Raw genomic sequence first — 25,531 nt, forward strand, 5'->3', positions numbered from 1 at the left:
CCTACTTTGATTTGGTATGGAAATTTATCATTGGAATATCTACTCCAATAAAAGCTGAGAACCTACCATATGTATCGCTCACCACCGAAGCGGCATCCGCATTAATATCATGCAGGCGAGGACCAATCTGGTAGCCCATTCCTAACGAAACCGGACATTTTCCAAAGCCAAAGACTCCAAAGACTCCCGGAGAAATGATATCCTTTAGCTGCACTTGCGGTACACTTTCAGTATTATCATCGTTAAACCTGAAGGAAGCCATACTACCAATGTCTATCATAGAAAGGAATAGGGATATAGACTTACCTCCTCTACCTTCTTTCTTACCACCTATTCCCCAGCTCAAAGCCACACCCACAGGAGCCGATAGCCCAGCGGCCAATTCATAATTTTCGCTATCGTTTACCTCAATATTTTCAGCTCCACCATACAGCCCTACATAAGCGTTGAGTGCTACATTAAAGGAGCTTTCTCTTTTAATCCTGGAGCTACCTACCGGAAGAGCCACAGCATCTATCGCGTCCTTCACCTGATCACTATTCTCCGCCTTAGCCACCAGCGCTGCGAAGGTGCCGTACTTCACCGTTTGAGACAGAAACTTCTGATGCTTTTCCTTGAGCGTGTCATTAGCCAAACTATTGATCACCATTTCCTGATAAAGGCTGGCAAAATCTGTGACTGCTGAAGAATACCTTTTCTCACGTATATCAGCGTAGAGATCTCCCAATTTCTTAAATGCGTCAATATACTTTTGAATTTTGCTAGCATCTTCCTCACCTGACACTGACCTGTAGATCAAGGCACTGGTTTCCACTATTTGCACTGATGCATTGATTAATTCATAATACTCCTGTGCATCAGCATCCTTGCCAGCACTGGTAGCATTTTCTAACGTAGTATACTTCTGATCAACAATGGCGCCTTCATTAATAATTGGGGAAATCAGATCCTTCACTTTCTCTCGGAACTTCATAAGCTTCTCGGCTCCTTTAGAGGCCTCCTCTAATAAAGTAAGCACAGGTCTACCTCCAATAATTAAATGATGCTGACTTTGCTGAAACAGCGCTATTTCCTGATAAAGCAGACCGAGATAAATTTTCAGAACTACGTCATTATCAAGGGCTTTCATTTGAGCAAATGATATATAATAAGTGTCTGCACCAGCCTTATTTCTAATGGACTGTGAGAGAAAATTAAGCGTTACTAATGAAGGGTATAGATTCTCATTAATAGTTTCCAATCGGGCAGAATCGGCTTCACCGGATATGATGTAGTTATTCAGAGCATCACCAATATGCTGCCCTGCTTTTAACTGCTGAGTAAGAAAAATAGCATCTGATAAAATAATCCTTATCTGAGGATGACTTTTAAATACCTCATCCATCTCCTTATCATTCACCAGAGTTTTAATATTTTCCAGCATGTCAGCTATATCTCTTTGAAAGCCTTCTCGAAGCGTTTCTAAATATCCTGAGAACATGTAAATATCCTCTCCAAGCAGCCTAAGATTGATATAAGTGATAGGGAAAAGCAATTGTAGTTTCTTTTGCTTCTCCAGCTCCTCTTCAAACTTTTGAAAGAAAGAGATAGAAAGTTCCTCTTTTGTTCGCTCTACCAGAAACTTAGCCAAGCCATCAGCAAAATTAGTTACATCTAACGATCCTGCAGCACTTAAAGCATTGGAAACCATTCCTTTGATCTTTCCTTCCTGATCAGTGTGCTGCTCACCCGTAATGGCTATCAGAGGATTTACTGTGATCACATTAAACTGATCCTCAACGCTTTGCCCTGATTGTATATACTTAGAAAATATCTCTATTTTCTTTAGAGAATCTAGTTTGGTAAGATCTATGCTAACTCGATTGCCAGAGTTGGTTGCGTACTGACTCAGAAAAACTGCGTCCCAATACGGATTTTGAGCTACTGCCAAATGACAAATGCATAGTAAGCCAACACAAATCAGATTTTTCATAGCTTGTATAGTTTTAAAGATCCGGCCTCATAGTCAGATAAGCCAAAAGCTCGTTGTTTCAAGAAATTTAAGGCATCTGCACTGCCGGCTGCCACTTCTCTAGCCAATAGACCACTTACCACCGCGGTGTAAATACTATCACCCGGCGCATTATTATAATAGGTCGGCGGCTTGAAGGCCGACCATTGTTTTGCGTTATCAAAAACAAAATCAAGAACTGGATATGCACTGGTTGACACTGACAGGTAGCTGCCTTGAGCCGCCCCTACTGATACTACACCTGGCAAATTAGACAGTATGGATTTTTTCTTAAACTGAAAAATATTCTCTTCACCAGCCGCTACCACTACTAATATTCCCTTAGCCACCACTTGGGCTATCAAGTCTGCTATAGTATCTGTGCTGGCTACAGAAAAGCTCATATTAATCACATCTGGCTGTGGTCCATTTCCACTTAAAATGTATGTTAGAGCTGCTTTTACGGCATCGATATTGGTACTGCCCGTATCATTTAAAACCTTATAATCTAAGATATTACAGTTAGGCACCAGACCTTTAATCCCTTTAGTAGCGGTGGTTCTTGCACCAATAATTCCAGCCATAGAAGTACCATGACCTGTGTTATTATCATTACCCTGGCCAGCTACAAATGACTTAGCCTCCACCACTGCACCATTTAGATCCGGATGGCTGTAAATACCAGTATCCAGAACTGCCACTACCACCTTTTTACTAGCCAGAACTGGTAGCTGACCATTAATTTTCACCAAAACCGAATAATCGATCAGGCTTTTAAAATCAATAAGGCTGGGCTCTACTATTTTGGTGAAGCCTCCGCTCCAATAATAATCACCATTCTTATCCTGATACCAAACACTATTTCCTTGAAGGGCCTCCCCTTTCACCTCCTGCACAACATCTACTTCCTGGCCTTCATAGAGCACACCTTTCTTATTCCAATTTCTCAGAAATGGCTCCTTTGATCTTATAAATACATCTTTATTTGATCTTACCTTCATCATGAGCTTAGCCTACAGGTTGCTTTTTAGTAGATGGCTGTTTATCAGGATTATCTCCTGATCCTCTGAGACTTATGAGTTTATTCAATAGATCAAACCAGAAAGGCGATCCTAATGAGATGGCTAATGCGGTGATAAACCAACCGGCAAGCTTTAAGAAAATACATGCTAAACCCGATACTGATGCTCCACAGCCTCTCAGTGTTTCATCATTCCAGCCAAGCCCAAGCATGTTTGTGCTGGGCTGTATCTGTTTATTTAAAAACTTACCCAACTCTTCGCTCACCTGTACCACTGTTTTAGTAGTATCGGTAGGGGCATCTATTGTGTCTTTCTTATGATTATTCACATAAGCCGTGGCAGACTGTAGCACAGCCTCACGAACCTCAGCATTTCTGTTGAGCACCTGATATACCTGAATGGTGTCGATATTAAAAGCTATAGCGATGGTTAAGCCTACCACGAAAGTTATTTTTTTCAACTTTCGATTATACCATCCCTTGGCTCTCTCCATGGTTTGGTTAAACCAATCTTCCAGCTTGGATTCAAACACTGCCCAGTCTCCATTGGCCTCACGAGCATATGATTTTAGGAGTTCTATACTATCCCCGGCAATGCCCATTTGTTCAATTCTATCAACAAAATCAACTACAGTATCTTTAGCTACATCTCCAATTTTATCAACCTCTCTGGCCGTGACAATAATTTCTGTTAGCACCTTAGAGAACGTTCTTGGCTGAATGTAGGAGGGCATGCTCCTATCGGTCCGACTTAAGTATTTGATCAAAGGGTGGTTATAAAAAATCCTCTGATAGTTTAGACGCATCCTGATTGCCATCCAACATACGGCGGATAGCATTTTTTAAGTTTTTAGCCCTTAGTCTAAAGGAGGCAGCAATCAGCTCATTTACTATGGTAGACAGTAAGCTGAACAAGAGGTAGATAAAAACAATACCTATAACAACTTCCAGAATGGGAGAACCAAGCATAGCGAGTTTAGGGTTTAATTTAGGTTTATTTATGAAAGTAGTTCAAACTTAGCGATGAATCAATAATTACTCTTTAAATTATTGAATACTTCTCTTGTTTTACCTTACTAAAATTACAAGAATACAATTCCTAAAGCGAGGGGAATTTCACCCTTGTTTATCAATAAACACCCTTTGATAATTATGCTGATGGTGGGAAATCTGGTCTATGATGATAAAAAAAGCCTCATAACCAACCAGAGAGTTATGAGGCTTAGTATTTAAATGTCAATCTATTTTCCTGAGATAGACATCACCAAATTTAGATTCAAGGATTACCCGGTAGCGTCCCTTACTGTGAGATACTATTTCGGTCCATTTCCCCGGACCATCACCTTCCTGACCTACCTTTTCAAAGTTATTATCCAGGTTAGAATAAATCTGACCAAATTGGGTTTTGGCCGTTAAATCAGAGGTTGTTGCGCCATCTACAGCCAGGTCTACTCCTCCAAACTTCGAAGTGACCTCTACCGGAGCGTGTATACCTTTTATTTCTACTGTCCCGAATTTAGACACCACATTTAACGACTTACCTTTCGGCACCATCACCTCTAGCTGAATTTTGGTGTTAACACCATGAGTAGCATAGCTGTGCTGACCATCTTTCATGATCTTTTGTACCTCGGGATCATTCATATTATCAGTATTAAAGTAATGAGTAACTCCATCTTTTTTAACAGTTATAGTCTTAGGCAGCTTATCATAGCCTACTATTTCTGAATGAATAAAAAGCTCACCGTTATCCATTTTACCGGTCAATTGAAAGGCATCATTATTTTGATTACCATTAATAGTTACCGTTCCTTTTATTAACACCTCATTCTTATCCCATGAAGATACTTTTATAAGCTCCGGGTAGGTGAACTTTAGATGAATAGCCGAAGCAGAACCCGCATTAAATGACTTTTCTATTTTTGATTGGGGCAATACTCTCCCAGCACTGCTTATAAGCAGCAATAATATAATCACTCGCATGTTTAGTAGGGATTTTGAGTTACTTGCTTCTTAGGTATACATTTCCGTGAGTGGAAGAAAGGGCTATTTTACTACCTCCATTGCCCAGCTTACCACTTATTTTCTTGGCACCATATACTTTCATACCATCAGGCTGATCTACTTTTAAATCAAGGTCAGAATATACTTCACCCCAGGTGGTGGCTATTTCGAAAGCGGCATTGCTACCAGCTGGCACAGCCAGATCTACATCTCCATGTACAGAGGTAATGGCGCTTGGCATACTCTGATTCATCTTATCTGCCATTACTACTTCAATATCACCATGAACAGAACTCAAAGTTACCGGCCCAGAAATGTTCTTCAGCTTAATACTGCCTCCATGAGTTGATACCTCTAATTCACCTTGAATATTCATTCCTGTAAAGTCATCTCCATGAATAGAAGAGTTAACATATTTTATTCGCACGCCGTTAGGCACCTTTACAATATAACCTACATCGGAATTTCTGGCCACCTGTGAAACTACTTTGTGCTCTTTGCCATCATCTTTTACAGAAAGGCCTACGCCAGTATTATCTGTAAGACCAAGGCCATTGATTGGTTTTAATCCTTTTGCTCGTTCTGGAATATCATACTTCCCTTTGGTGGAGATGATCACTTCATTACCAGAATATCCTTCTACCTGCACATCGTACAATTCACTTAGCTCCAGCAATCCTGAACTCATGGGTATTTTATACTGCGCCATAACCGGGCTCAGAGCAAAACAAATCATTACGAGCATTACATATTTCATCTTACTTTTCATCTGTTTTAACTTTTGTCGTTGTTGTTATTTATTTGAGTTGTGTTATATCAATTTGTATACGGCCATGTGCGCTTCGTCTTTCACGGCCTGTTGTGTACTATCACTTTGAATGATCTCTTGCAGCTTACCTACTGCGCCCTTTTCTTTTAATGAAACCATTAGGTTAATCAGGTTAATTTGCACTATTGGATCGGTTTGCTTTTCCATAGAAGAAAGTAGTGCTGCCATTACCCCTGGCTGATCGCTAAACCGTGCCAGTGCCTCCATAGCTGCCAGGCGAACATTCGTATTTTCATCATTATTTAGCGTACGAACCAATGCTTTCAAAATAGCATCATCTGCTTTATCCACTGAATAGGCTACATTTACCCCTTGCAGACGCGCACTGGCAGACTGCTGATTATCAAGTGATTGCAAAACCATTTCTCTGGTAGCACGCACTTCACTAGCCAGCGCATCAATCTGGTCGTTTTTCTGACCTTTCATCCACCAGGCACCGATGAACACACCAGATAATACCAATGCTACAGAGGCCGCCATTTTCCACATGGGAAAATAAACCTGTTTTCCTTTTGGTTTCTCAGCCGCGATTTCTTCTTCCAGGGCTTTTTCAAAATCCAGCTTTAGGCTACTATCAGGCTGGAGATCAATATCAGATTCTAGAAGCTGGTAGGTCTTTTGTATATCTTCATAATACTTCCTACACTCCTCGTTTTCCTGAATATTCTTAGCCACATACTTTTCCAGCTCACCACTTAGGTTGCCATCTATATATTCCAGTATTAGATCTTTCAATTTTTCCTCCATGTCTTAATGTTTTTCTAATAGCATGAATGTTTCTTTCAAATCCTTTAAGGCTCTATGCACCTTCACTTTTACATTAGCTACAGTACAGTCCAGAATAGTGCCCACCTCTTCATATTTAAGCTGCTGAAACTTGGTGAGGATCAGTATTTCTCTGTGTTCTGGCTTCAATTTGAACAGTGATATATACAGAAGTTTCTCCTGCTCACCGGCCATGATACTCTCATCAATGGCATTCATCTTATCACTGATATTTTCAGCCTCCATATAGTCAGAGTAGAGCATTTTGTTTTTTCTATAATGATCAGCATAGATGTTTCTGGCCATTTGATATATCCAGCTTTTAAAGCTCTTACCTTCCTGATATGACTGCCTGTACTTAAGCATTCTGAGAAAAACATTTTGAGTAAGGTCATGCCCCAGATCACGATCAAAAGTGATCTTTACAAAAAAGTTGTAAAGCTGTCGGTTGTATCTATCGAAAAGTACTGAGGCCTTTTTCAGGTCTCCGTCCTTCACAGCTGACATAAGCATTTCATCCGTCATCAGAATGTCTCTCTTCGTTTTTATTGTTTTCAGGGTTGGATACCAGGCATAGTAATAATGGTTACAATAAATATCAAAATTTATTCATAACCAGTAAAGAGAGGAAGAGGAAAGGTGGTTAATTAGCCATTTTTCATTTCTAAAGCTATCTGTAAATAGCGCCCCAGCTTTCCGGGAGGAAAACCTTTTTGACGGAACCATACGAGATAGTCTTCAGGAAGACTCATCAATTTCATGCCCTTATATTTCCCAAAAGGCATTTTATAGTTAAGTAACTCCGCCATTTCTTGTCTGGCTTTATTGATGTCGAATTCTTCCATAGGACAAATATAACAAAGAAGGCCCGCCGAGAAAATCCCCGACAGGCCTTGGAACATAAACTGCACTTTTAATATTTTTATTTCACTAGCACTCTTGTAGTCAAGTTATAGATAGAAGTTTTAAGTGTTACAATGTATAATCCTGATGGTAAGTTAGATACATTTATTTGAGCTACATTTTCGAAAGAGCTATCAAATGTATTTGTGTATACTGCCATTCCTCTGTCATCAGTTAACTCTACAGTAACTTCATCTGATCCGAAACCATCTATTCTTACATTTAACTGATCAGTAGCAGGGTTAGGGAAAGCAGTTACTTCTAAAGCTCTTACAGCCTCGTTGAAAACATTTACTACTTTAGAATACTCATACTGACCGTCAAAGTCTGTTTGCTTCACTCTGTAATAGTTAGCTCCGTTAGCAGCTGAGAAATCTTCCACTGAATACTCAATTACATCTGAGCTATTACCGGCTCCATCCACTGTAGCAATCTCCTGGAAGTTGATGCCATCTGTAGATCTTTCTAATGTGAAGAAATCATTGTTTAACTCTGAACCAGTAGCCCATGTTATCATTGCCACACCATTAGTGATTTTTGCATCTACATATAAAAACTCTACAGGTAAAGTTCCTGTCATCACGTAGTTATAAAGAGCAGGATCATCGTTATAAAGATCAGATTCAGTAAGGAAGTATCCATCTTCTGCATTTCTGCTACCGTTAAACTCAGCACCACCATTTCTTGAAACACCTCCGAAAACGTAGAAAGCATTTGAGCCAGAACCAGAGTTCTCTACACTAGAACCACCCACTGATCTTAAATTAGATTTAGCGATGATTCTACCATCATTGACTGTTACAGTACCACCTTCTGTTCTTAAATCACCTTCTATAATAAGTAAACCATTATCATCTACTGTAAGTGATGAACCTCCACCCACTATTAAATCTCCGTTTACCCAAAGGGTATCATATATCGTCACCGCTGAGCTTCCTCCTAAAGTTAAATTTCCTTCTCTTGTAATAATGCCATATACATCTACATAAGCGGCTGCTCCACCTACATTAGGACCTGGGTTGTTTCCCATCCAAGTTTGGCTTTTATTCCAGCTTGCATCATTTAACCATGTGCCCTGGTAGTTATTATTTGAGTAGTATCCGTCCTGTCCGTAAGCGAAGATTGAGATAATCATTAAGAAAAGTACTGTGTAAGTTTTCATCGTCTTTTTGCAGTTTTTGTTCGTGTTCGTATTCCTACATTTCAAATGAAATACCACTTGTGCCAAAAACCGCTAAAACGCTTTAAATTAATCGTTTAGGCTATTTATATATTTCACTATACTCATCTTTTTTTCCCAAATCACATTATCTATTCCAAAATATGGAAAATATCCCACCATAATTTGATGTTCATTTTATCCAATAAACGACCTGATTTTTAACAAAAAAGAAATAAATACTATTTTATCACACATGAGTAATATCCACTCCACTAGATTTGAATTATATGTCATAACTTAGAGTATGGCTATCATCAGTAAGAAGAAAAACACTTATAAAGTCTCTGATCCGTTTAGGGAGTATTTGAAAGAGAATGACAGAGAAATAGCGTTTCCAATTACCTACTCTGATCTATTGAGGTATGATAATTCTATCGCGCTGATTGATAAAAATGATAAGGACACGCTTTGGGAAACCATATTATATCCACAAGATGATATGCGGCATATCCACAATAGCCTAAAGAAGATATATGCCATTATAAAGGCCGATGGGGACATGTCAGTGATGGAGCACCTGTTTGTAGATAGAATTGATCTTTGTGTATACGGCAATACGCAACCTTTCAGAGCTAGAATTGTCAATCGAATCAATGATAACTTCGACTATTTCTACATTAAAAATGCTGATGCCTCAAGAATTTATGGCCTGGAGATAGAGCATCTTCTCTCACCCAACAGAATTGCTTATGCGGTAGATAGAGATACTCTCATTGAAGAGCACATTGTAGGCATTCCCGGCGATCAATTCATGAAATCTCACATGAATAATGATAATGTAAATAAGATCAGGCTGGCTAAAGAGTTTGTAAAGTTCAATGAACGCTGCTTTGTAAGGCTTCTTGGAGATATGCATTCCAGTAACTTTGTGATAGATATAACGCCCGATTTTGAAGATGTAGATTATCGCATAAGAGCTATCGACTTTGACCAGCAGTCGTACGAGGGCAGGAAATCCATTTACCTACCGCAATATTTTAAGCAGAATAATCCATTGATTCAAATGGGAATTGCCTGCATGACTCCGGAAACCGTAAAGCAATATCAAAAAGAAGAAAGGTTTTTAATTGCCACCAGATATAAAGCCAGTAAGGACAAGATCAATAAACTGATTGATGTAATGTCTAAAGATCAGATATCTACAGAAGAGAATACCCAAACCTTAAAGGAGGATTTGGCGACTCATTATAATAAAGATGCGTTTTTAAAATGTAATACCATGGGCGACATATTAAAAACTAGCCTTGAAACTGTTTTTGACCAAAAGTCTCCTTATCAGTTTCCCATATAAAAAAGAAAGCCCCGGCTTTTAGGCCAGGGCTTGTGCAATATATTCAAGGATTTATTTTAGCAATTGTATTAACTGATTATCACAGTCTCCACTTTTTCTTTCTTCACATATCTATAATAAGCTTTTTTCAAGGCACCGGTGATATGAGCTACATACTCTCTGCTTTTGCTTATGATTGGTCTCTTATCACCTTCAGCAGTTCTGATCTCTACTGCATATTTATCTTTAGCGGCAATCATCCAAATAATTCCTCCGAAGATAAGTACTACACCCATTCCTATGGATAGCATATTCGTGTCAAATACATAAAGGGCTCCATCAGTATTCATTGTCCAATCCGCAAAAAGCTCTAATGAACCTAGCAGAATGCCCAGAAAACCCAGCACAAATAGTATGATTCCAGGAGCTTTACTAGCTGGTAATCTCTGCAAGTTGATATTAGTAATACCTTCAAGGTTATACTCTTTTTTTTCTGTGTAGAACTTGTCTCTTGTAATTTTTACACCGTGACCGTCTGTATATATAATTTCTTCTCTTTTCATCTTTTTCAATGTTTAGTTGAATATGGCTGATAATACTTTTAGTTATACAAAAGGAATGCCTGAGGGAGAATTAGGCCAGATTCGGCGTATTTTAGGATGAAACATTGATTGTTCGAGTAAATTCTTCCCCAACTCAGTGTCTTTTTTTCACCTTTTTGTTTCTTTGCACCAAAACAAGAGACATTGATAGTAGCTAAACCCAAAAGAAATACTTTATTCTCTCTAGGCTTGTTCATAGCATTGGCTGTGGGTATTGCTGTTTATATCACTACCCTGATACTTAAGAGTGATCACCCTGCCTGGTACCAGTATGTGCTTACCTCATTATTATACCCGATAGGAATTGGACTGGCCATTAAAGTAATTGTGGGTTATAAATCTGTAACTATCGGAAAGAACAAGATTGAAATCAGTTATCCCGTTCAGTTCAGAAAGTTACAATACGACCTGAAAGATATTACCAGCTGGAAAGAAACTAGTGTAAAAACAGCCACCGGAACCTATAAAGAAGTGGCCATTGAATTTAATAATAAGAAAAACCTCAACCTTTCTTACCAGGAACACACTGATTACAGCAAAGTGATTCAGTATTTAAAAAAGAAGTGTTCCCGAGCTCAGGTAAAATGAGGTTCTAATCCTCATCATCTACATCACTCTTGCTGTTACTGATCTTACCAGATTTGAGGTCTCTGACAAAATTAGACCAACGCATAGGATTCAGAAAATTATTGGGAGGCATCTGACCAGTGAGTTCATATAAACGGCTATATCTCATTTGATCATATTGATACTCTGATTTTGTATTTTCTTCTACCGTCTGAGCAATATCTCTTTTCACCTCTCTTACCAGATCTGGCATTCCTCTTTTAGGCTCAGTATCTAGAAAGGCCTTTTCAAAATTTTGCTTAGAAGGCCATGGAAATACAACCAGTTCATTCAACAATACTGTTTCTTTTCTCATCAGCTGCATAAGCGTATATTGATCTGAGCTCAATTCAAATGGCATCACGAAGGATGACCTATTATATCCGATGGAAGAAAAGGTAAGTGTATCACCAGGATGTACAAAAACGGAAAAATAACCACTATTATCAGAAGAGGTTCCGTACATACTTCCCTCCACCTGAATAGTGATGTAAGGCAGCGCCTCCTTGGTGTCTGCATCTACCACCACGCCGGAAACTCGGACAGTGGGTGGTGCGCTTCTTTGCGCAAATAAGCTAACACTGATTAATAATAATCCTACAAGTAGTACTGCCTTACTTTTCATCTCTCTATTATTTGTGTGACCAATCGTATTTATCTAATGATTGCAGGCAGGCCGTAAGTAGGTCTACACTGCTATCTATATCTTTTTTATGTGTCATTTCTATTACCTGATGCAGGTGGCGCGTAGGAACTGACACTGCCCCTGAAATAGCACCTCTTTTACCCATTCGCTGAAGACCAGCTGTATCTGTTCCTCCTGCGGTAAGCACCTCAGTTTGCCACTGAATACCATTTTCATCAGCGGTCTTTTTCATATAGTCTACCATTCTATAATCACAGATGGTCATAGCATCTAAGATTTTAATGGCAGTACCTTTACCTAATGATGTGATTTTCTCATGGCTGGATGCACCTGGCAAATCATAGGCTATGGTAGTATCAAGCCCAAATCCGAAATCAGGATCAATGGTATGAGCCGCTACGTTAGCACCTCTTAAGCCTACTTCCTCTTGCACAGTGAATACACCATAAACATCATAAGGACAATCTTTCAACTTCTTTAATGTTTCTATAAGGATGTAAACAGACACTCGGTTATCTAGTGACTTACAGTTTACACAGTTGCCCATTTCAATAAGACCACGCTCACGAGTAATAGGATTACCTACAGAAACCACTTTTTGAACCTCCTCTTTTCCCATACCCAGATCTATATAAAAATCTTTGATCTTCGGCATTTTGGTTCTTTCCTCAGGCTCCATTACGTGTATAGGCTTGGTACCCATTACACCTATTACATCTTCTTTACCATGGATGATCACTCTTTGCGCGGTAAGTGTTTTCGGGTCGAACCCACCTAGAGTGGTAAACCTTACAAAGCCTTCATCATCGATGTGAGTCACAATAAAGCCAATCTCATCCATGTGAGCCGCTACCATGGCCTTCTTATCAGAAGAGGTACCTTTCTTCAGAGCAATCACATTACCCAGGTTGTCTACCTCTACTGAATCTACCAAAGGTGTTACCTGCTCTATTACCAGGTTTCTAATTCTGCTCTCATAGCCAGGAGCTCCGGGAGCTTCGCATATTTTTTTAAGTAGTTCTACATCTACAGACATTGTGTTATATTTTTAATGATCATAAAATCGTTTTCCTGGTCAATATTAACCATTTAAGAATACATTCTGTTTACGCCAATTTGATATTTAGTACATGAGCGACAAAATCATTTACGGAATGCAAAATCTCTAATTTCCAAAAAATTCATTCAGAAAAGTTGCAGTTCTGTGAAGAAGCTGTTTATCTTTACGGTATCAATTACTTCAAGATAGTAGTTGATTTATAAAGAAGAGGTGAGAGACAGGCTCAAAGACCCTCTGGCAACCATCAATCAAAAAATGATACAGGTGCCAAATCCTGATCCTAAGTTTTGCAAATGCAAAAAGGGAGAATATAAATTGACTGATCAATGAAAAGTACCAAGAACACATTCGAACTCAAAAGTATAGCCAAAGATCTGGCTTCTAACTTCATTACTATTGCCCACAGTTTCTTTAACATCAACTGCTGTTGTTGTTGCTGTTGCGGCTAAGAAGTTAATATCACTTTTATTTTCTTAGCATTACCCTCTAAGGCAACTAGCCTTCCTGAGCCTGTACGCTCTATCGGGTAAAATTCAACCTAATTTTTCTAACACTAAAAAGATTTTAACATGGCCATATATATAACAGACGAATGCATCAACTGCGGAGCTTGCGAGCCCGAATGCCCTAACACTGCTATCTATGAAGGTGGCGCTACCTGGGCGTGGTCTGATGGTACTGAACTCACTTCTGTAGAACTAGAAGATGGAACCGAAGTACCTGGCGACGAGCCGCAAGAACCCTTTTCAGAAGAGTTTTTCTACATTGTTTCAGGTAAATGCACAGAATGCGTTGGCTTTCACGAGGAGCCGCAGTGTGCTGCCGTCTGCCCGGTTGACTGCTGCGTACCTGACCCTGACTATGTAGAGGAGCAAGATGAGCTGGCACAGAAACAAGAATGGTTACACGCATCCTAATTTTTTAAACTGATATGTCTAAGTACAAACATTTCGAAACACAAGCAATAAGAAATCAGAGTGAGCAATCGCCTCATAATGAGCACTCTACTCCGATTTACATGACCTCAAGCTTCACTTTTAACAGTGCGGAGCACGCCAAAGCCCTGTTTGATGAAGAAGTAGAAGGTAATATCTATACTCGCTATTCTAACCCTAACAATAATGAGTTCATAGATAAACTCTGCATTCTGGAAGGCACTGAAGATGGTATTTCTACTGCTTCAGGTATGGCTGCTATGTTTTGCAGCATGGCTGCCCTGCTAGAAAGCGGAGATCATGTACTGGCTTCAAGATCAGTGTTTGGATCTACACATCAGATTTTCACTCAGATATTCCCTAAATGGGGTATCACGCACTCTTATGCTGACATCAATAACCCGGATGAATGGGAAGCTAAAATCAACAAAAACACTAAAATGATTTTTGCTGAAACACCTTCCAATCCGGCCTTAGATATAATAGACCTGGAGTGGTTAGGACAGCTGGCTAATAAGCATAACCTTATTTTAAATATTGATAACTGCTTTGCCACACCATACTTACAGCAACCTGCAAAGTTCGGTGCACACATTGTTACCCACTCTGCCACCAAGTTTATGGATGGACAGGGAAGAACAATAGGTGGCGCCATTTTAGGAGATGCTGAGATCATTGAGAAAATCAGATTCTTCGCTCGTCACAGCGGACCTTCTCTTTCACCATTTAACGGATGGATATTATCTAAAAGCCTGGAAACATTGGCAGTAAGAATGGACCGACATTGTGAAAATGCTCAGAAAATAGCTGAGTATTTGGAAGGACACAAAGAATTGGAATTAGTAAAATATCCTTTCTTGAAGTCTCACCCTAAATATGAATTAGCCAAAAAGCAAATGAAGCTTGGCGGTGGCATAGTCACTTTCGAAGTAAAAGGCGGAATAGACAGAGGTAGAAAGTTCTTAAACGGCCTGCAAATGCTATCGTTATCTGCAAATCTGGGAGATTCAAGAACCATTGCTACTCACCCGGCGTCTACCACACACTCTAAACTTACAGATGAGGAAAGAGCCAATGTGGGCATTACACCTGGCCTGGTACGTATAGCTGCTGGTCTTGAAAATGTGAATGACATTATTGAAGATATTGAAAATGCATTAACCGCTTCTAAATAGAAGAAAACCTAAAGAACCTAACCTAAGAAATTCAAAACACAAAAAGTAAAGTAACATGAGCGTAACATTAAACGAAAATATATCTCAACTGGCTCAAAAAGACATTCGTGAACTAGAAACTAAGATCGAAGCCTTTAAGACCGGCCAGATTGACGAGGAAAGATTCAAGGCTTTTAGATTAGCCCGAGGAGTATATGGCCAGAGACAGCTTGGAGTGCAGATGTTTCGTATCAAGCTACCTTACGGAAAACTTACTGGTGAGCAGCTAGTACGTATTGCTGATCTTTCTGAGCAGTACACTAACGGTAACCTTCACGCTACCACCAGACAAAACATACAGCTACACTATGTGCACCTGGACGATACCCCTGAGATGTGGGCTAAACTGGAAGAAACTGGCGTTACTACCAAAGAAGCTTGTGGTAACACAGTAAGAACTGTAACTGCTTCTGATATAGCAGGTATAGATCCTAATGAGCCATTTGATGTGTCTCCATATGCTGAAGCTGTTACCCAATACTTCCTTAGAAATCCTATTAATCAGGAAATGGGAAGAAAAATTAAAATGGCCTTTTCTTCTAGCGAGAAAGATTCAGCCTTCACATATATCCATGATTTTGGTTTTATTCCTAAAATAGAAAATGGGCAGAGAGGATTTAAAGTAGTGATTGGTGGTGGCTTAGGAGCACAGCCTTTCATAGCTGAAACTGCCTATGAATTCTTACCAGAAGATAAAATTATTCCTTTCATCGAAGCTGGCTTAAGAGTTTTCGATCGCTATGGCGAAAGAGAAAAGCGATTCAAAGCCAGAATGAAGTTCTTAATTGAAGAAAAGAGAGGATTAGGAGTAGCTAAGTTCATGGAATTGGTAAATGATGTACAAAAATCATTGGCCAATCATTCAGTGCCGGTAGAACTTGCAGAAGAATTACAAGCAGCACCTGCACCAAAAGATTTACCTGAATTTGCAGCGGCTGATGAAAGACTTTATCAAGAATGGTTAGACACTAACGTATTCGAGCAGAAGCAAAAAGGATTCTATGCCATAAAAATCAAGTTACCTTTAGGAAACATCTCTTCTGAAAAAGCCAGAAAACTGGTAGCACTTACAGAAGGTTATGTGGCTGACGATTACAGAATTTCTATCAGCCAAGGCATCATTCTTAAGTTTGCCAGACCAGAATCATTACCATATATCTACCACGTATTAAGCACTTTAGATCTTGCTCAGCCAGGTAGCGATACCATTATTGATATCACAGCCTGCCCTGGTACTGATACCTGTAACCTTGGTGTGACCAACAGTACAGCTATTTCAGAAATATTAGAAGACATGATCTATAAGGAGTTTAACCACCTGGTAAAAGACTCTGACATCCATATTAAAATAAGTGGTTGTATGAACTCATGCGGGCAACATATGATTGCCAACATTGGCTTCCATGGCAGCTCTATTAAAAATGGTAATCTGGTTATTCCTGCTTTACAGACTGTAATCGGTGGTGGTGTAGATGCATCTGGAAAAGGTTTTGTAGCTGATAAAGTAATCAAGCTACCTACTAAAAGAATTCCTGATGCCATGAGAACCCTACTTACCGACTATGAAGATAATGGTAAGGATACAGAGTACTACAACGACTATTACATCAGACAAGGAAAGAAATATTTCTATGATCTGTTAAAGCCTTTTGCCAACCTTGAGACCATCACTGAAGATGATTATAAGGATTGGGGTGAAACGGAAACTTTCGTTCCTGAAATAGGTACAGGAGAATGTGCCGGAGTAACTTATGACATGGTGGGCACAATCATCAATGATGCAAAAGAAAAGCTTGCCTTAGGCAAAGAGGCTTTTGAAGCAGGCTATTTTGCTGATTCAATTTACCACAGCTACAGCACACAGGTAATCGGTGCTAAAGCTCTTCTTTTAAGCAAAGACGTTAAGTGTAATACGCACATTGGCATTATAAAAGATTTTGATACTTACTTCTATGAAAATGGTGAGGTAAAGCTCAACAGCACTTTTGAAGCTCAGGTTTTAAAAATAAACAATAATGAGCCTACCAAAGAATTTGCTAAGTCATACTTAGCGGAGGCTGATGAGTTCTTTCAGCAGGTTCTGGATATCAGAAAGCAGCAAATAGAAGCCGGTAATTTAGATAAAGAAGTACTTAACCCATACAGAGCATGAGAAACCAGGGAAAACTAACATTGGTAGGTGCCGGACCGGGAGATCCTGATCTTATCACCATAAAAGGCGCTAAAGCTATAGCTTCTGCAGATGTTATTCTTTATGATGCTTTGGTAAATAAAGAATTGCTACAGTATGCGGTAAAAAGTTGTGAGAAAATTCATGTGGGCAAAAGAGCTGGTAAGCACAGCTCTACTCAGGATGAAATCAATCAATTGATCGTAGAACATGCCCTTCAAGGAAAGCATGTGGTTCGCCTTAAAGGTGGTGATCCATTTATATTCGCCAGAGGTAAAGAAGAACTGGACTTTGCAGAAAGTTTTGGTATAAAAACCGATGTAGTGATAGGTATTTCCAGCATTAACCTACCTGGTTATTATGGTATACCGCTGACTACCAGAGGCGTAAATGAGAGCTTCTGGGTAGTTACAGCTACCACCCGAAATGGGGAGCTTTCTAAAGATGCTCACCTGGCGGCACAATCTAGCGCCACAGTGGTATTCTTTATGGGATTAAGAAAACTTAAAGAAATAGTGGCTTTATATAGTGCTTTTGGCAAAGAGCACTTACCAGTAGCCATTATCTCACAGGGCTCATTACCTGAGGGCCATGTAGTGGAAGGCACCATAGAAACAATAGTGAGTAAAAGTGAGAATATCCCTGCTCCTGCGCTAATAGTAGTAGGCGAATCTGTAGGTGAATATCTCAATACTTATCAGCCGGTTCACATTCAAAACAGAGCGTAATATGAGCACCAATACACTATTCCCCATATTTCTAAAAATAGACCAAATACATACGCTTTTAGTAGGTGGTGGTGCTGTTGGCCTGGAAAAGTTAGGTGCACTATTAAAGAATAACCCAGACGCGTGGGTAAAGCTGGTAGCTACAGAGATTAATGAAGAAATAAAAGAGATAGCTAAGTCTAAACCGAATATTGAACTCATTGAAAGGCCATTTCAGCCTGAAGATTTAGATGGCGATATTCAGCTTTTAATATTAGCTACAGATATAAGAGAGATAAATGCAGAAATCTACAAAATGGCTAAGATCAAAGGCATTTTAACTAATGTGGCTGATACGCCTGATCTATGCGATTTCTATTTAGGTTCTACAGTAACCAAAGGTGATTTAAAAGTGGGCATTTCTACAAATGGAAAGTCTCCCACGTTCGCCAAAAGATTCAGAGAAGTACTTGAAGATATACTTCCTGATGAAACCAATAGTTTGATTCAAAACCTGCACGAAATCAGAAATAAGCTGAGTGTTGGGTTTTCAGAAAAAGTAAAAATATTAAATGAGCGCACAAAAGAACTGGTATCCTCAAAAGGATCTGACAAATAGTTTGACTGATTCTGATCTTACTTACGCTAAACTTTCTCCACTGGAAAGAATGGAGAAGTTCTTTAAAGACTACGATCCCGAGGAAATACTTATCACCTCATCGTTCGGTAGCTCTTCGGCTATTCTGCTTCACCTTATTCATAAGGTGAGACCAGAGCAGCCTATACATTTTATAGACACGTCCTATCATTTTAAGGAAACGGTAGACTATAAAAACCAATTGCAGGAGTTATTAAACCTCAACATCATTGAAGTATCCGCTCAGGAAAACAAAAACCAGTTCACAAAAGAGAATCAAACTTATCTTCAAAATCAAGACCTGTGCTGCTTCATTAATAAAGTAGAACCTCTTAACAGAATAAAAGCGCAACATTCTTTCTGGGTTTCTGGTCTTATGGCTCACCAAAATGCTAACCGGCAATCTTTAAATATCTTCGAGCAAAAGCAGGACATCATTAAGTTTTATCCTATGCTTGATATGACGGCAGAAGATGTAGATCTTTACAAGCTTATTTACGAACTACCTTCTCACCCTTTAGTAGAGAAAGGTTATGATTCTGTCGGCTGCAGCCACTGTACTAAAAAAGGCAAAGGCAGAGATGGCAGATGGGCTAATCTCAACAAAACAGAGTGCGGCCTGCACGTCTAAACTAAAGCAATTCCTTTCTGTTAAAAAAGTAGGTGAGTTCCACTGGCTGAAACACTATGCCCCGGACACAAATTATTCACCGACGGTAAAGATGTGCTATGAATTGGTAGAAGATTTGCTTTTATTTTTCACTGCACAACATCTACTTTTGAACTAAAACGCATCAGTACAGCTTCTTGTGCAAGAGCTACTGAAATAATACTACATTCATGAAAGGGAAGATTATCCTGGTTTTTGTTTTTGCCTTGATAGCATTAACACTGGTAGGCTTTGTGGGAAGGAACACCCTTACACAGTTAATCATTTCTATTAAAAAAGAATCGAGCCCCAATGTTAAGCTCGCCTATCTGGAAGATATTCTTTCTGACCTATCAAATGCAGAAAGTAGTGTAAGGACCTACACCATTACTCAAAACTCAGAAAACCTGATTCCTTTCTACGAATCAGCGGCCTCTTTTGATAATAATATGAAGAATCTTTACTCTGCCATTAAGAGTAAAGAACAAATGAAACTGGCCGATTCAATAGAGTCGCTTATCGGAGAAAAGTACCTGATAATGAAGCAGTTGATTGACATCAAAAAAGATCAGGATACTGATAAGGTTTTACAGCGGGTGTTGGCAAATATTGAATTACTTCGTGACAGAGATTCTGTACCGGAGATGATAAGCATAGACGATTATGACCTTAGCGATGTAGGCTACGATAGGATAAAAAAAGTAGATATACCTGAAACTCCTGAACCAGCTGAGAACAGATCATGGTTTCAAAGGCTATTTGGCAAAAACAGCCCAAATGATGAGAAAGAAGATGAAGACATTGAAACAACAATAGCGGCAAAGCCTAAAAATTCGCCTGATACAGTTTATAAAAAAGTAGAGGCACCCATAACTAAAAATACCGGAAAAGATATCAGTTCTAAAGACATCGGTAATCTGATTAGCCAGATTGGAAGAGAAGAAAATCAGAACCTGCAGGCCATCAAGGCTCAGGAACTAAAGCTCACCATTCAGGACGAACAGGTGATGCGCAAAGTACGAAAGCTGGCCGCTCAGTTTGAAGAGCGAGAAAAGAAAGCGTCTATTAATAGAGCTCAAACTGCAGAAAAAGCCACCGACCGAGCCACTAATTTCATCACAATCACCTGGTTTATCACTCTGGGAATATTTGCGTTTCTACTTTTTATCATCTTCAATGACATTGCCAGAAATCAAAAAAATAAGGATCGTCTGCGAAAGGCTAAGGATAATGCTGAAAAGCTGGCCAGAGTAAAAGAAGAGTTTTTATCTAATATGAGTCATGAGATAAGAACGCCTCTCAACTCTATTATAGGTTTTACTGAGCAGCTGGCCAGCACACCACTACAAAAGGACCAACATCAATACCTAAACAGCATTCAAAGATCTGGCAGCCACCTGCTAAGATTGATTAATGACATTTTAGATTACGCCAAGCTAGAGTCTGGCAAGCTTTCCATGGAGAGCATAGGCTTTAGAATGAGAGAAAGCATTGCGAATATCATTGCCTCATTCGAAGTACAGCTAGCCAAAAAACAGCTCCAGATCAACAGTGTGATCGATCCTGAAATACCTGAAATACTCGTGGGTGACCCTGTTCGCTTTGAGCAAATACTTATTAATCTGGTAAGTAACGCCATCAAATTTACAGAAGATGGGCAGATAGATATTGAGATAAAACATTTGAGCACCGAGGAGAATGTTTGCTTTATTGAGTTAATGGTTAAGGACTCCGGTATTGGCATTCCAGAACATAAGCTGGGCTCGATTTTCAAAGATTTCTCTCAGGTAGACAGCAGCGTTACCCGAAAGTATGGTGGCACAGGACTTGGTCTTTCTATCGTTAAGAAAATCATTAAACAAATAGGTGGAGATATAAGCGTAAGAAGCAAAGTAGGCGAAGGCACTTCTTTTATCATCCATCTTAATTATAAGGTAGGCACCAGTCAGGATCTAAGCCATACCAAGAAATCTAACTTGGATACTTCAGCAGTACGAGGCTGCAAAATCATGGTGGTAGATGATCAGGAATACAACCTGGAACTGATCAGTGTAATTTTTGACAAATGGCAAATACAAGGAACATTACTGAATTCAGGAAAAGATGCCATAGAAGCTTTCAAGCAAGATAAGTTCGACCTCATTTTCATGGATATGCAAATGCCAGAAATGAGTGGCGTAGAAGCAGTGCGTAAAATCCGGTCCATCGAAACTGGAGAACGTACTACTATCATTGCCCTTACCGCGGCCACCTCTCAGGAAGAAGCAAATGAATGTCTGCAAGCAGGTATGGATGATTGCCTTCTGAAACCATTTACCCAAAAAGAACTTTACAATACCATAGTTGCGGTTCTTGGAACAGGTGATAAAGCCACCGCAGACGATAATGAGAATTCTGCAGAAACAAAGGGCACCAATTCACTAGACCTCACAGACTTGTATGAGTTGGCCGATGGAGATCCGAACTTTGTAGTGAATATGCTGGAGATATACATCAAAAACTTTTCTGCAGACCTTGAACAGATGGAATCTGCCGTTGCTCAGCAAGACATTAAGAAAGCCGGAAGCAAAGCCCATAAGATGATTCCTCCTACCCGACATCTGGGTTTTCAGGAGCTAGTAACTATCTTAAAAAAGATAGAAACTAAATCTGAAAATGAGGAGAACTTTAATGAGATTCAAAGGTTATTAGAAGAAGTAAAGAGCCTTTATCAGGTAATCTTACCGCACATTAAGAGTGAGATCGCCAAGCAGAAGGAATCTGAACCGTTAGCCTAAAATACCATGGATAGCATTAAGAAAGAAACCAACTCAAAAACAGAAGAATCAGTTCTAACGCAAATTGACACACAAAAAGTAATTAAATTTTTTGTAGTGGATGATGATGAATATTTCAACAAACTGGTGATAAGCTACCTCAGAAAGATAGCTAAAGAGAATGGGTTTCACCCTGAAATCAGCGGCTTTACTGATGGCGCCACCTGTGTTTCTCATATGAGAGAAAATCCGGATTTTGTTATTCTGGATTTCTATTTGGATGAGAACAATGATATTATCCTTACCGGCTATGATGTACTTGAGAAAATCCAGCATCATAATGATAAGATAAACACCATAGTCATGTCTCAGAAGCATGAATGGGAAAACTTCGAAGATGAATTTGTGAAATTTGGAGCCAGCGGTTTCCTTAAAAAAGATGATAATTTCTACAAAAATTTGAAGAGTATGGTCTTGAGAGGGAATATTGGTATCGCATAATTTTTCCAGATTAATAATTCGCTTATTTTTAAAGCTGTAAAATGCCTAAAGAATAAGAATGTCTAAATTTTTGGTGTATATAGTGGAAGATGATGAGTGGTACAGAGAACTTCTCGCTCATAACCTTGCCCTCAATCCGGATTACGAAATAAAAAAGTTCGACAGCGCCAAGTCCTTATTAAAGGAGCTAGACAAAAATCCTCATGTAGTCACTTTAGACTATCGCCTGCCTGATATGGAAGGCGAAGCTGTTTTACAGAAAATCAAAGAATTCAATCCTTCCATTGAGGTAATTATAGTTTCTGAGCAGGAAAAGATAGAAACCGCTGTAAACCTGCTTAATCTAGGTGCTTATGACTATATCGTAAAGTCAAAAAACATCAGAGATAAGCTTCTGAATACTGTTAACAATATCAGGAAACAGGCCTCATTACAAGCCCGAGTTGAAAATCTTCAAGAGGAAGTTCAGAAAAAATACAGCTTTGAAAATTCAATTATCGGCAGTAGTGACAGTATCAAGAAAGTCTTCGGCCTTATTGAAAAAGCTGTAAGTAATAATATCAGCGTTACTATCACAGGTGAAACGGGAACCGGAAAAGAATTAGTAGCCAAGGCTATTCATTATAATTCAGCCAGAAAGAAAAATCCGTTTGTGCCTGTCAACGTAGCAGCTATCCCTAAGGAGCTGATTGAAAGTGAACTTTTTGGGCATGAAAAAGGCTCATTTACGGGAGCCAATTATCAAAGGATAGGAAAGTTTGAAGAAGCTGACAAGGGCACTTTATTTTTGGATGAGATCGGTGAGATGGACCTTACCCTTCAAGCCAAGCTACTAAGGGTGCTACAGGAAAAAGAAGTGACCAGAGTAGGTAGCAACAAAACCCTTAAGATCGACTGCCGTATTATTGTAGCTACACATAGAAACCTGCTTCAGGAAGTTAAAAACGGAAAATTCAGAGAAGACCTTTACTTTAGACTCTTCGGGCTTACCATCGATATACCCCCTCTGAGGCAACGAGATAAAGACATTATCATCTTAGCGAAGTATTTCATCGAGAACTTTTGCAGTGAAAATGATAAGGAGGCACCAATATTAAGCAACAAGGCTCAGAAAAAACTCTTGAACTACACCTATCCTGGAAATGTTCGCGAGCTAAAATCTGTAGTGGAGCTCGCTGTGGTTATGTCAAACAGTGGAGAAATTACTGAAGACGATATCAATTTCAGTAATAACGAAGAACTGTACGACCCACCTACGGATGGCCTAACCTTAAAAGAACATACTAATAGAATTATTAAGCTTTATCTCAAAAAGCATAAGGATAATATTAAAGATGCAGCCAAAGAGTTAGACATTGGCTATTCTACTATTTACCGGGTTTTAAAGAATGAAAAACCCGATGATGATGATGATGAATAATTCATTATTCCACCGCACATACCAGGCTTAAAACATTTTCATTTTAACAAAACTTGTCAAAGTGAAAACGTTTTTGGCTTACATCAAAAAATTAAATGCCTGAAAATCAAATAGTTAACTTTATTTTTCATTTTGGCATTTCGTTGGCATTATACATTGCATAATTGACAACGCATGATGTTAAAATGAATGGATGTAGTAAAAAAAGAAATAAAGGTAGCGATAGTTGAGGATGATATTTTCTACGCCGAAGCACTTAAAAAACATGTTGAAAACGAGTTTTCTAAAGGAGCCAACAGTTTAGATCTTAAGATTAACCATTATCTGTCAGCCCAGGAATGTCTTGAACTTACAGATAAGGACGTCGATATCATTTTACTCGACTATTACTTAGAAGATGACGCAGGTGATATTCCGTTTCCAGGCATGACTTTATTGAACGCAATAAAAGATAACTGGAGAAACACTAAAGTGATAATAGTTTCAGGACAAAACAACCAAGACGTTACTATTAAGCTTTTTCAAAGCGGAATATATGAGTACATAACCAAAGACGAAACGACATTTTTCAGACTTTCCGCTACTATGCGGAGGGCAGTAAGGGAAAAAATTTTAGACTCTTACATATAAATCAAAGGGCAATAATGCTCCCAACTGAAAGCATTAATTCAATCAACTAAAACAATTAATTATTTAATATGAAAACGATTAAAAGATATATAGCAGTACTATTAATAGCCCCAGCATTTGTGGCTTGTAATCAAAAGAAGGTAGATGAGTTAACTTCTGCCAATCAATCACTTTCTACAGAAAAGCAAGAGCTTAGTGTAGAGCTTGAAAACTACATGAAAACTTTCAACGAGATTGAAGCTAACTTAAAGGAAATCAAATCTAGAGAGGATAAGATTAACCTAAGTGCAACAGACAATGTAGAATATCAAGAAGGTGATGCTAAGCAAGCTGTAGTAAATGACATCAAAGCAATCAACACATTGATGGCTGAAAACAGAACCAAAATGGATGAATTGCAAAATAAGTTAAATACTAGCAGTGCTGAGTTTAAAAAGATGGTAGCAAATCTTAACTATAGAATTAAGCAAAAAGATGGTGAGATCTCTACTATGAAAGAAGATTTAGAGAAGCTTAATATCGAAAAAGAGCAGTTGACAGAGAATGTAACTAACTTAACTTATACTGTAGATACATTGTCAACTACAAACACCAAGCAGTCTGATTTAATAGCGAACCAAACTAAAACTATCGAGAATCAAACTGAGTCTTTAAACACTGCATACGTGGCAATAGGTACTAAAAAGGACCTTGAAGACGAAGATGTAATTACTAAAGAAGGTGGTGTATTAGGTATAGGATCTACTGAAAAGTTAAAAGCTAATGCGAACAACAAAGCATTTAGTAAAATAGACATCACTAAAACTAACAGTATACCTGTATTTGCTAAAAAATTAGAATTAGTAACTGCACACCCTAAGGATTCTTACGAATTAGCTTGGAATGAAAACGATCAGATTGAAAAACTTGTAATCTTAGACCCAGCTAAATTCTGGAATTCATCTAAATATCTTGTAGTAAAGGTTAACTAAGTCAGTACAAACCTGTTAAATAC

Annotated in this window: 26 protein-coding genes and 1 riboswitch; of the genes, 13 read left to right on the forward strand and 13 right to left on the reverse strand. The window is 38.9% G+C overall.

Annotated features, from left to right (window positions below; translation table 11 throughout):
• Position 1 precedes the first annotated feature (1 nt).
• From LVD16_RS25030 to LVD16_RS25075, 10 genes are all read right to left on the reverse strand, one after another.
• Complete coding sequence (locus LVD16_RS25030; RefSeq protein WP_233771035.1) at positions 2–1,972, reverse strand: hypothetical protein; 1,971 nt, start codon at positions 1,970–1,972, stop codon at positions 2–4.
• Positions 1,969–2,994, reverse strand: a complete 1,026-nt coding sequence (locus LVD16_RS25035; RefSeq protein WP_233771036.1) for a S8 family peptidase — start codon at positions 2,992–2,994, stop codon at positions 1,969–1,971. Before LVD16_RS25035 ends, LVD16_RS25030 begins: the two co-directional genes overlap by 4 nt.
• A gap of 4 nt (positions 2,995–2,998) precedes the next feature.
• On the reverse strand, positions 2,999–3,745 hold the full coding sequence (locus tag LVD16_RS25040; protein ID WP_233771037.1) for a hypothetical protein: 747 nt from the start codon (positions 3,743–3,745) through the stop codon (positions 2,999–3,001).
• Between the two features lie 40 nt (positions 3,746–3,785).
• Positions 3,786–3,980: a hypothetical protein gene (locus LVD16_RS25045; protein WP_233771038.1), complete on the reverse strand. Its 195-nt coding sequence runs from the start codon at positions 3,978–3,980 to the stop codon at positions 3,786–3,788.
• 267 nt (positions 3,981–4,247) lie between these two features.
• Positions 4,248–4,994 carry a DUF4097 family beta strand repeat-containing protein gene (locus tag LVD16_RS25050; protein WP_233771039.1) on the reverse strand — a complete coding sequence of 249 codons (747 nt, stop codon included), beginning with the start codon at positions 4,992–4,994 and terminating at the stop codon, positions 4,248–4,250.
• A gap of 19 nt (positions 4,995–5,013) precedes the next feature.
• Positions 5,014–5,784, reverse strand: coding sequence for a DUF4097 family beta strand repeat-containing protein (locus LVD16_RS25055; RefSeq protein ID WP_233771040.1), 771 nt, complete (start codon positions 5,782–5,784; stop codon positions 5,014–5,016).
• A gap of 42 nt (positions 5,785–5,826) precedes the next feature.
• A complete protein-coding gene (locus LVD16_RS25060) occupies positions 5,827–6,591 on the reverse strand; it encodes a HEAT repeat domain-containing protein (RefSeq protein ID WP_233771041.1) in 765 nt (254 codons plus the stop codon).
• Between the two features lie 3 nt (positions 6,592–6,594).
• Positions 6,595–7,116, reverse strand: coding sequence for an RNA polymerase sigma factor (locus LVD16_RS25065; protein WP_233771042.1), 522 nt, complete (start codon positions 7,114–7,116; stop codon positions 6,595–6,597).
• A gap of 140 nt (positions 7,117–7,256) precedes the next feature.
• Complete coding sequence (locus LVD16_RS25070; RefSeq protein WP_255697742.1) at positions 7,257–7,454, reverse strand: DUF3820 family protein; 198 nt, start codon at positions 7,452–7,454, stop codon at positions 7,257–7,259.
• A 77-nt stretch (positions 7,455–7,531) separates the two neighbouring features.
• Complete coding sequence (locus tag LVD16_RS25075) at positions 7,532–8,674, reverse strand: T9SS type A sorting domain-containing protein (protein ID WP_233771043.1); 1,143 nt, start codon at positions 8,672–8,674, stop codon at positions 7,532–7,534.
• A gap of 304 nt (positions 8,675–8,978) precedes the next feature.
• Between LVD16_RS25075 and LVD16_RS25080 the strand changes: the two genes are divergently transcribed.
• The gene (locus tag LVD16_RS25080; RefSeq protein WP_233771044.1) at positions 8,979–10,025 is read left to right on the forward strand and encodes a hypothetical protein; all 1,047 of its coding nucleotides are present in this window, start codon (positions 8,979–8,981) and stop codon (positions 10,023–10,025) included.
• A 68-nt stretch (positions 10,026–10,093) separates the two neighbouring features.
• Here the strand turns inward: LVD16_RS25080 and LVD16_RS25085 are convergent, their stop codons facing one another.
• Positions 10,094–10,567 (reverse strand): DUF6232 family protein, encoded by a 474-nt coding sequence (locus tag LVD16_RS25085; protein WP_233771045.1) that lies wholly within the window; start codon positions 10,565–10,567, stop codon positions 10,094–10,096.
• 183 nt (positions 10,568–10,750) lie between these two features.
• Between LVD16_RS25085 and LVD16_RS25090 the strand changes: the two genes are divergently transcribed.
• Positions 10,751–11,194 carry a hypothetical protein gene (locus LVD16_RS25090; RefSeq protein ID WP_233771046.1) on the forward strand — a complete coding sequence of 148 codons (444 nt, stop codon included), beginning with the start codon at positions 10,751–10,753 and terminating at the stop codon, positions 11,192–11,194.
• Positions 11,195–11,198: 4 nt separating this feature from the next.
• Here the strand turns inward: LVD16_RS25090 and LVD16_RS25095 are convergent, their stop codons facing one another.
• The gene (locus LVD16_RS25095) at positions 11,199–11,837 is read right to left on the reverse strand and encodes a carboxypeptidase-like regulatory domain-containing protein (protein ID WP_233771047.1); all 639 of its coding nucleotides are present in this window, start codon (positions 11,835–11,837) and stop codon (positions 11,199–11,201) included.
• Positions 11,838–11,844: 7 nt separating this feature from the next.
• Positions 11,845–12,894 carry a M42 family metallopeptidase gene (locus tag LVD16_RS25100; protein WP_233771048.1) on the reverse strand — a complete coding sequence of 350 codons (1,050 nt, stop codon included), beginning with the start codon at positions 12,892–12,894 and terminating at the stop codon, positions 11,845–11,847.
• Positions 12,895–13,112: 218 nt separating this feature from the next.
• Positions 13,113–13,235, forward strand: a riboswitch (SAM riboswitch).
• A gap of 252 nt (positions 13,236–13,487) precedes the next feature.
• On the opposite strand from LVD16_RS25100, the gene LVD16_RS25105 reads away from it, so the two are divergent.
• From LVD16_RS25105 to LVD16_RS25155, 11 genes are all read left to right on the forward strand, one after another.
• Positions 13,488–13,835 carry a 4Fe-4S binding protein gene (locus tag LVD16_RS25105; RefSeq protein ID WP_233771049.1) on the forward strand — a complete coding sequence of 116 codons (348 nt, stop codon included), beginning with the start codon at positions 13,488–13,490 and terminating at the stop codon, positions 13,833–13,835.
• 14 nt (positions 13,836–13,849) lie between these two features.
• Positions 13,850–15,028: a trans-sulfuration enzyme family protein gene (locus LVD16_RS25110; protein ID WP_233771050.1), complete on the forward strand. Its 1,179-nt coding sequence runs from the start codon at positions 13,850–13,852 to the stop codon at positions 15,026–15,028.
• Between the two features lie 55 nt (positions 15,029–15,083).
• A complete protein-coding gene (locus LVD16_RS25115; protein ID WP_233771051.1) occupies positions 15,084–17,219 on the forward strand; it encodes a ferredoxin-like domain-containing protein in 2,136 nt (711 codons plus the stop codon).
• Entirely contained in the window at positions 17,216–17,965 is a 750-nt protein-coding gene (gene cobA / locus LVD16_RS25120; RefSeq protein ID WP_233771052.1) for a uroporphyrinogen-III C-methyltransferase, read from the forward strand. Before LVD16_RS25115 ends, cobA begins: the two co-directional genes overlap by 4 nt.
• Position 17,966: 1 nt before the next feature.
• Entirely contained in the window at positions 17,967–18,563 is a 597-nt protein-coding gene (locus LVD16_RS25125; protein WP_233771053.1) for a precorrin-2 dehydrogenase/sirohydrochlorin ferrochelatase family protein, read from the forward strand.
• Positions 18,517–19,212, forward strand: a complete 696-nt coding sequence (locus LVD16_RS25130; RefSeq protein ID WP_233771054.1) for a phosphoadenylyl-sulfate reductase — start codon at positions 18,517–18,519, stop codon at positions 19,210–19,212. Before LVD16_RS25125 ends, LVD16_RS25130 begins: the two co-directional genes overlap by 47 nt.
• A 209-nt stretch (positions 19,213–19,421) precedes the next feature.
• Entirely contained in the window at positions 19,422–22,007 is a 2,586-nt protein-coding gene (locus LVD16_RS25135; protein WP_233771055.1) for an ATP-binding protein, read from the forward strand.
• Between the two features lie 6 nt (positions 22,008–22,013).
• Positions 22,014–22,487 carry a response regulator gene (locus tag LVD16_RS25140; RefSeq protein ID WP_233771056.1) on the forward strand — a complete coding sequence of 158 codons (474 nt, stop codon included), beginning with the start codon at positions 22,014–22,016 and terminating at the stop codon, positions 22,485–22,487.
• Positions 22,488–22,545: 58 nt separating this feature from the next.
• Positions 22,546–23,907: a sigma-54-dependent transcriptional regulator gene (locus LVD16_RS25145; RefSeq protein ID WP_233771057.1), complete on the forward strand. Its 1,362-nt coding sequence runs from the start codon at positions 22,546–22,548 to the stop codon at positions 23,905–23,907.
• A gap of 189 nt (positions 23,908–24,096) precedes the next feature.
• Positions 24,097–24,537, forward strand: a complete 441-nt coding sequence (locus tag LVD16_RS25150) for a response regulator (RefSeq protein ID WP_233771058.1) — start codon at positions 24,097–24,099, stop codon at positions 24,535–24,537.
• A gap of 68 nt (positions 24,538–24,605) precedes the next feature.
• Positions 24,606–25,508: a Cbp1 family collagen-binding glycoprotein adhesin gene (locus LVD16_RS25155; protein ID WP_233771059.1), complete on the forward strand. Its 903-nt coding sequence runs from the start codon at positions 24,606–24,608 to the stop codon at positions 25,506–25,508.
• Positions 25,509–25,531 lie beyond the last annotated feature (23 nt).

This window comes from Fulvivirga ligni, from assembly GCF_021389935.1.
Classification (GTDB): domain Bacteria; phylum Bacteroidota; class Bacteroidia; order Cytophagales; family Cyclobacteriaceae; genus Fulvivirga; species Fulvivirga ligni.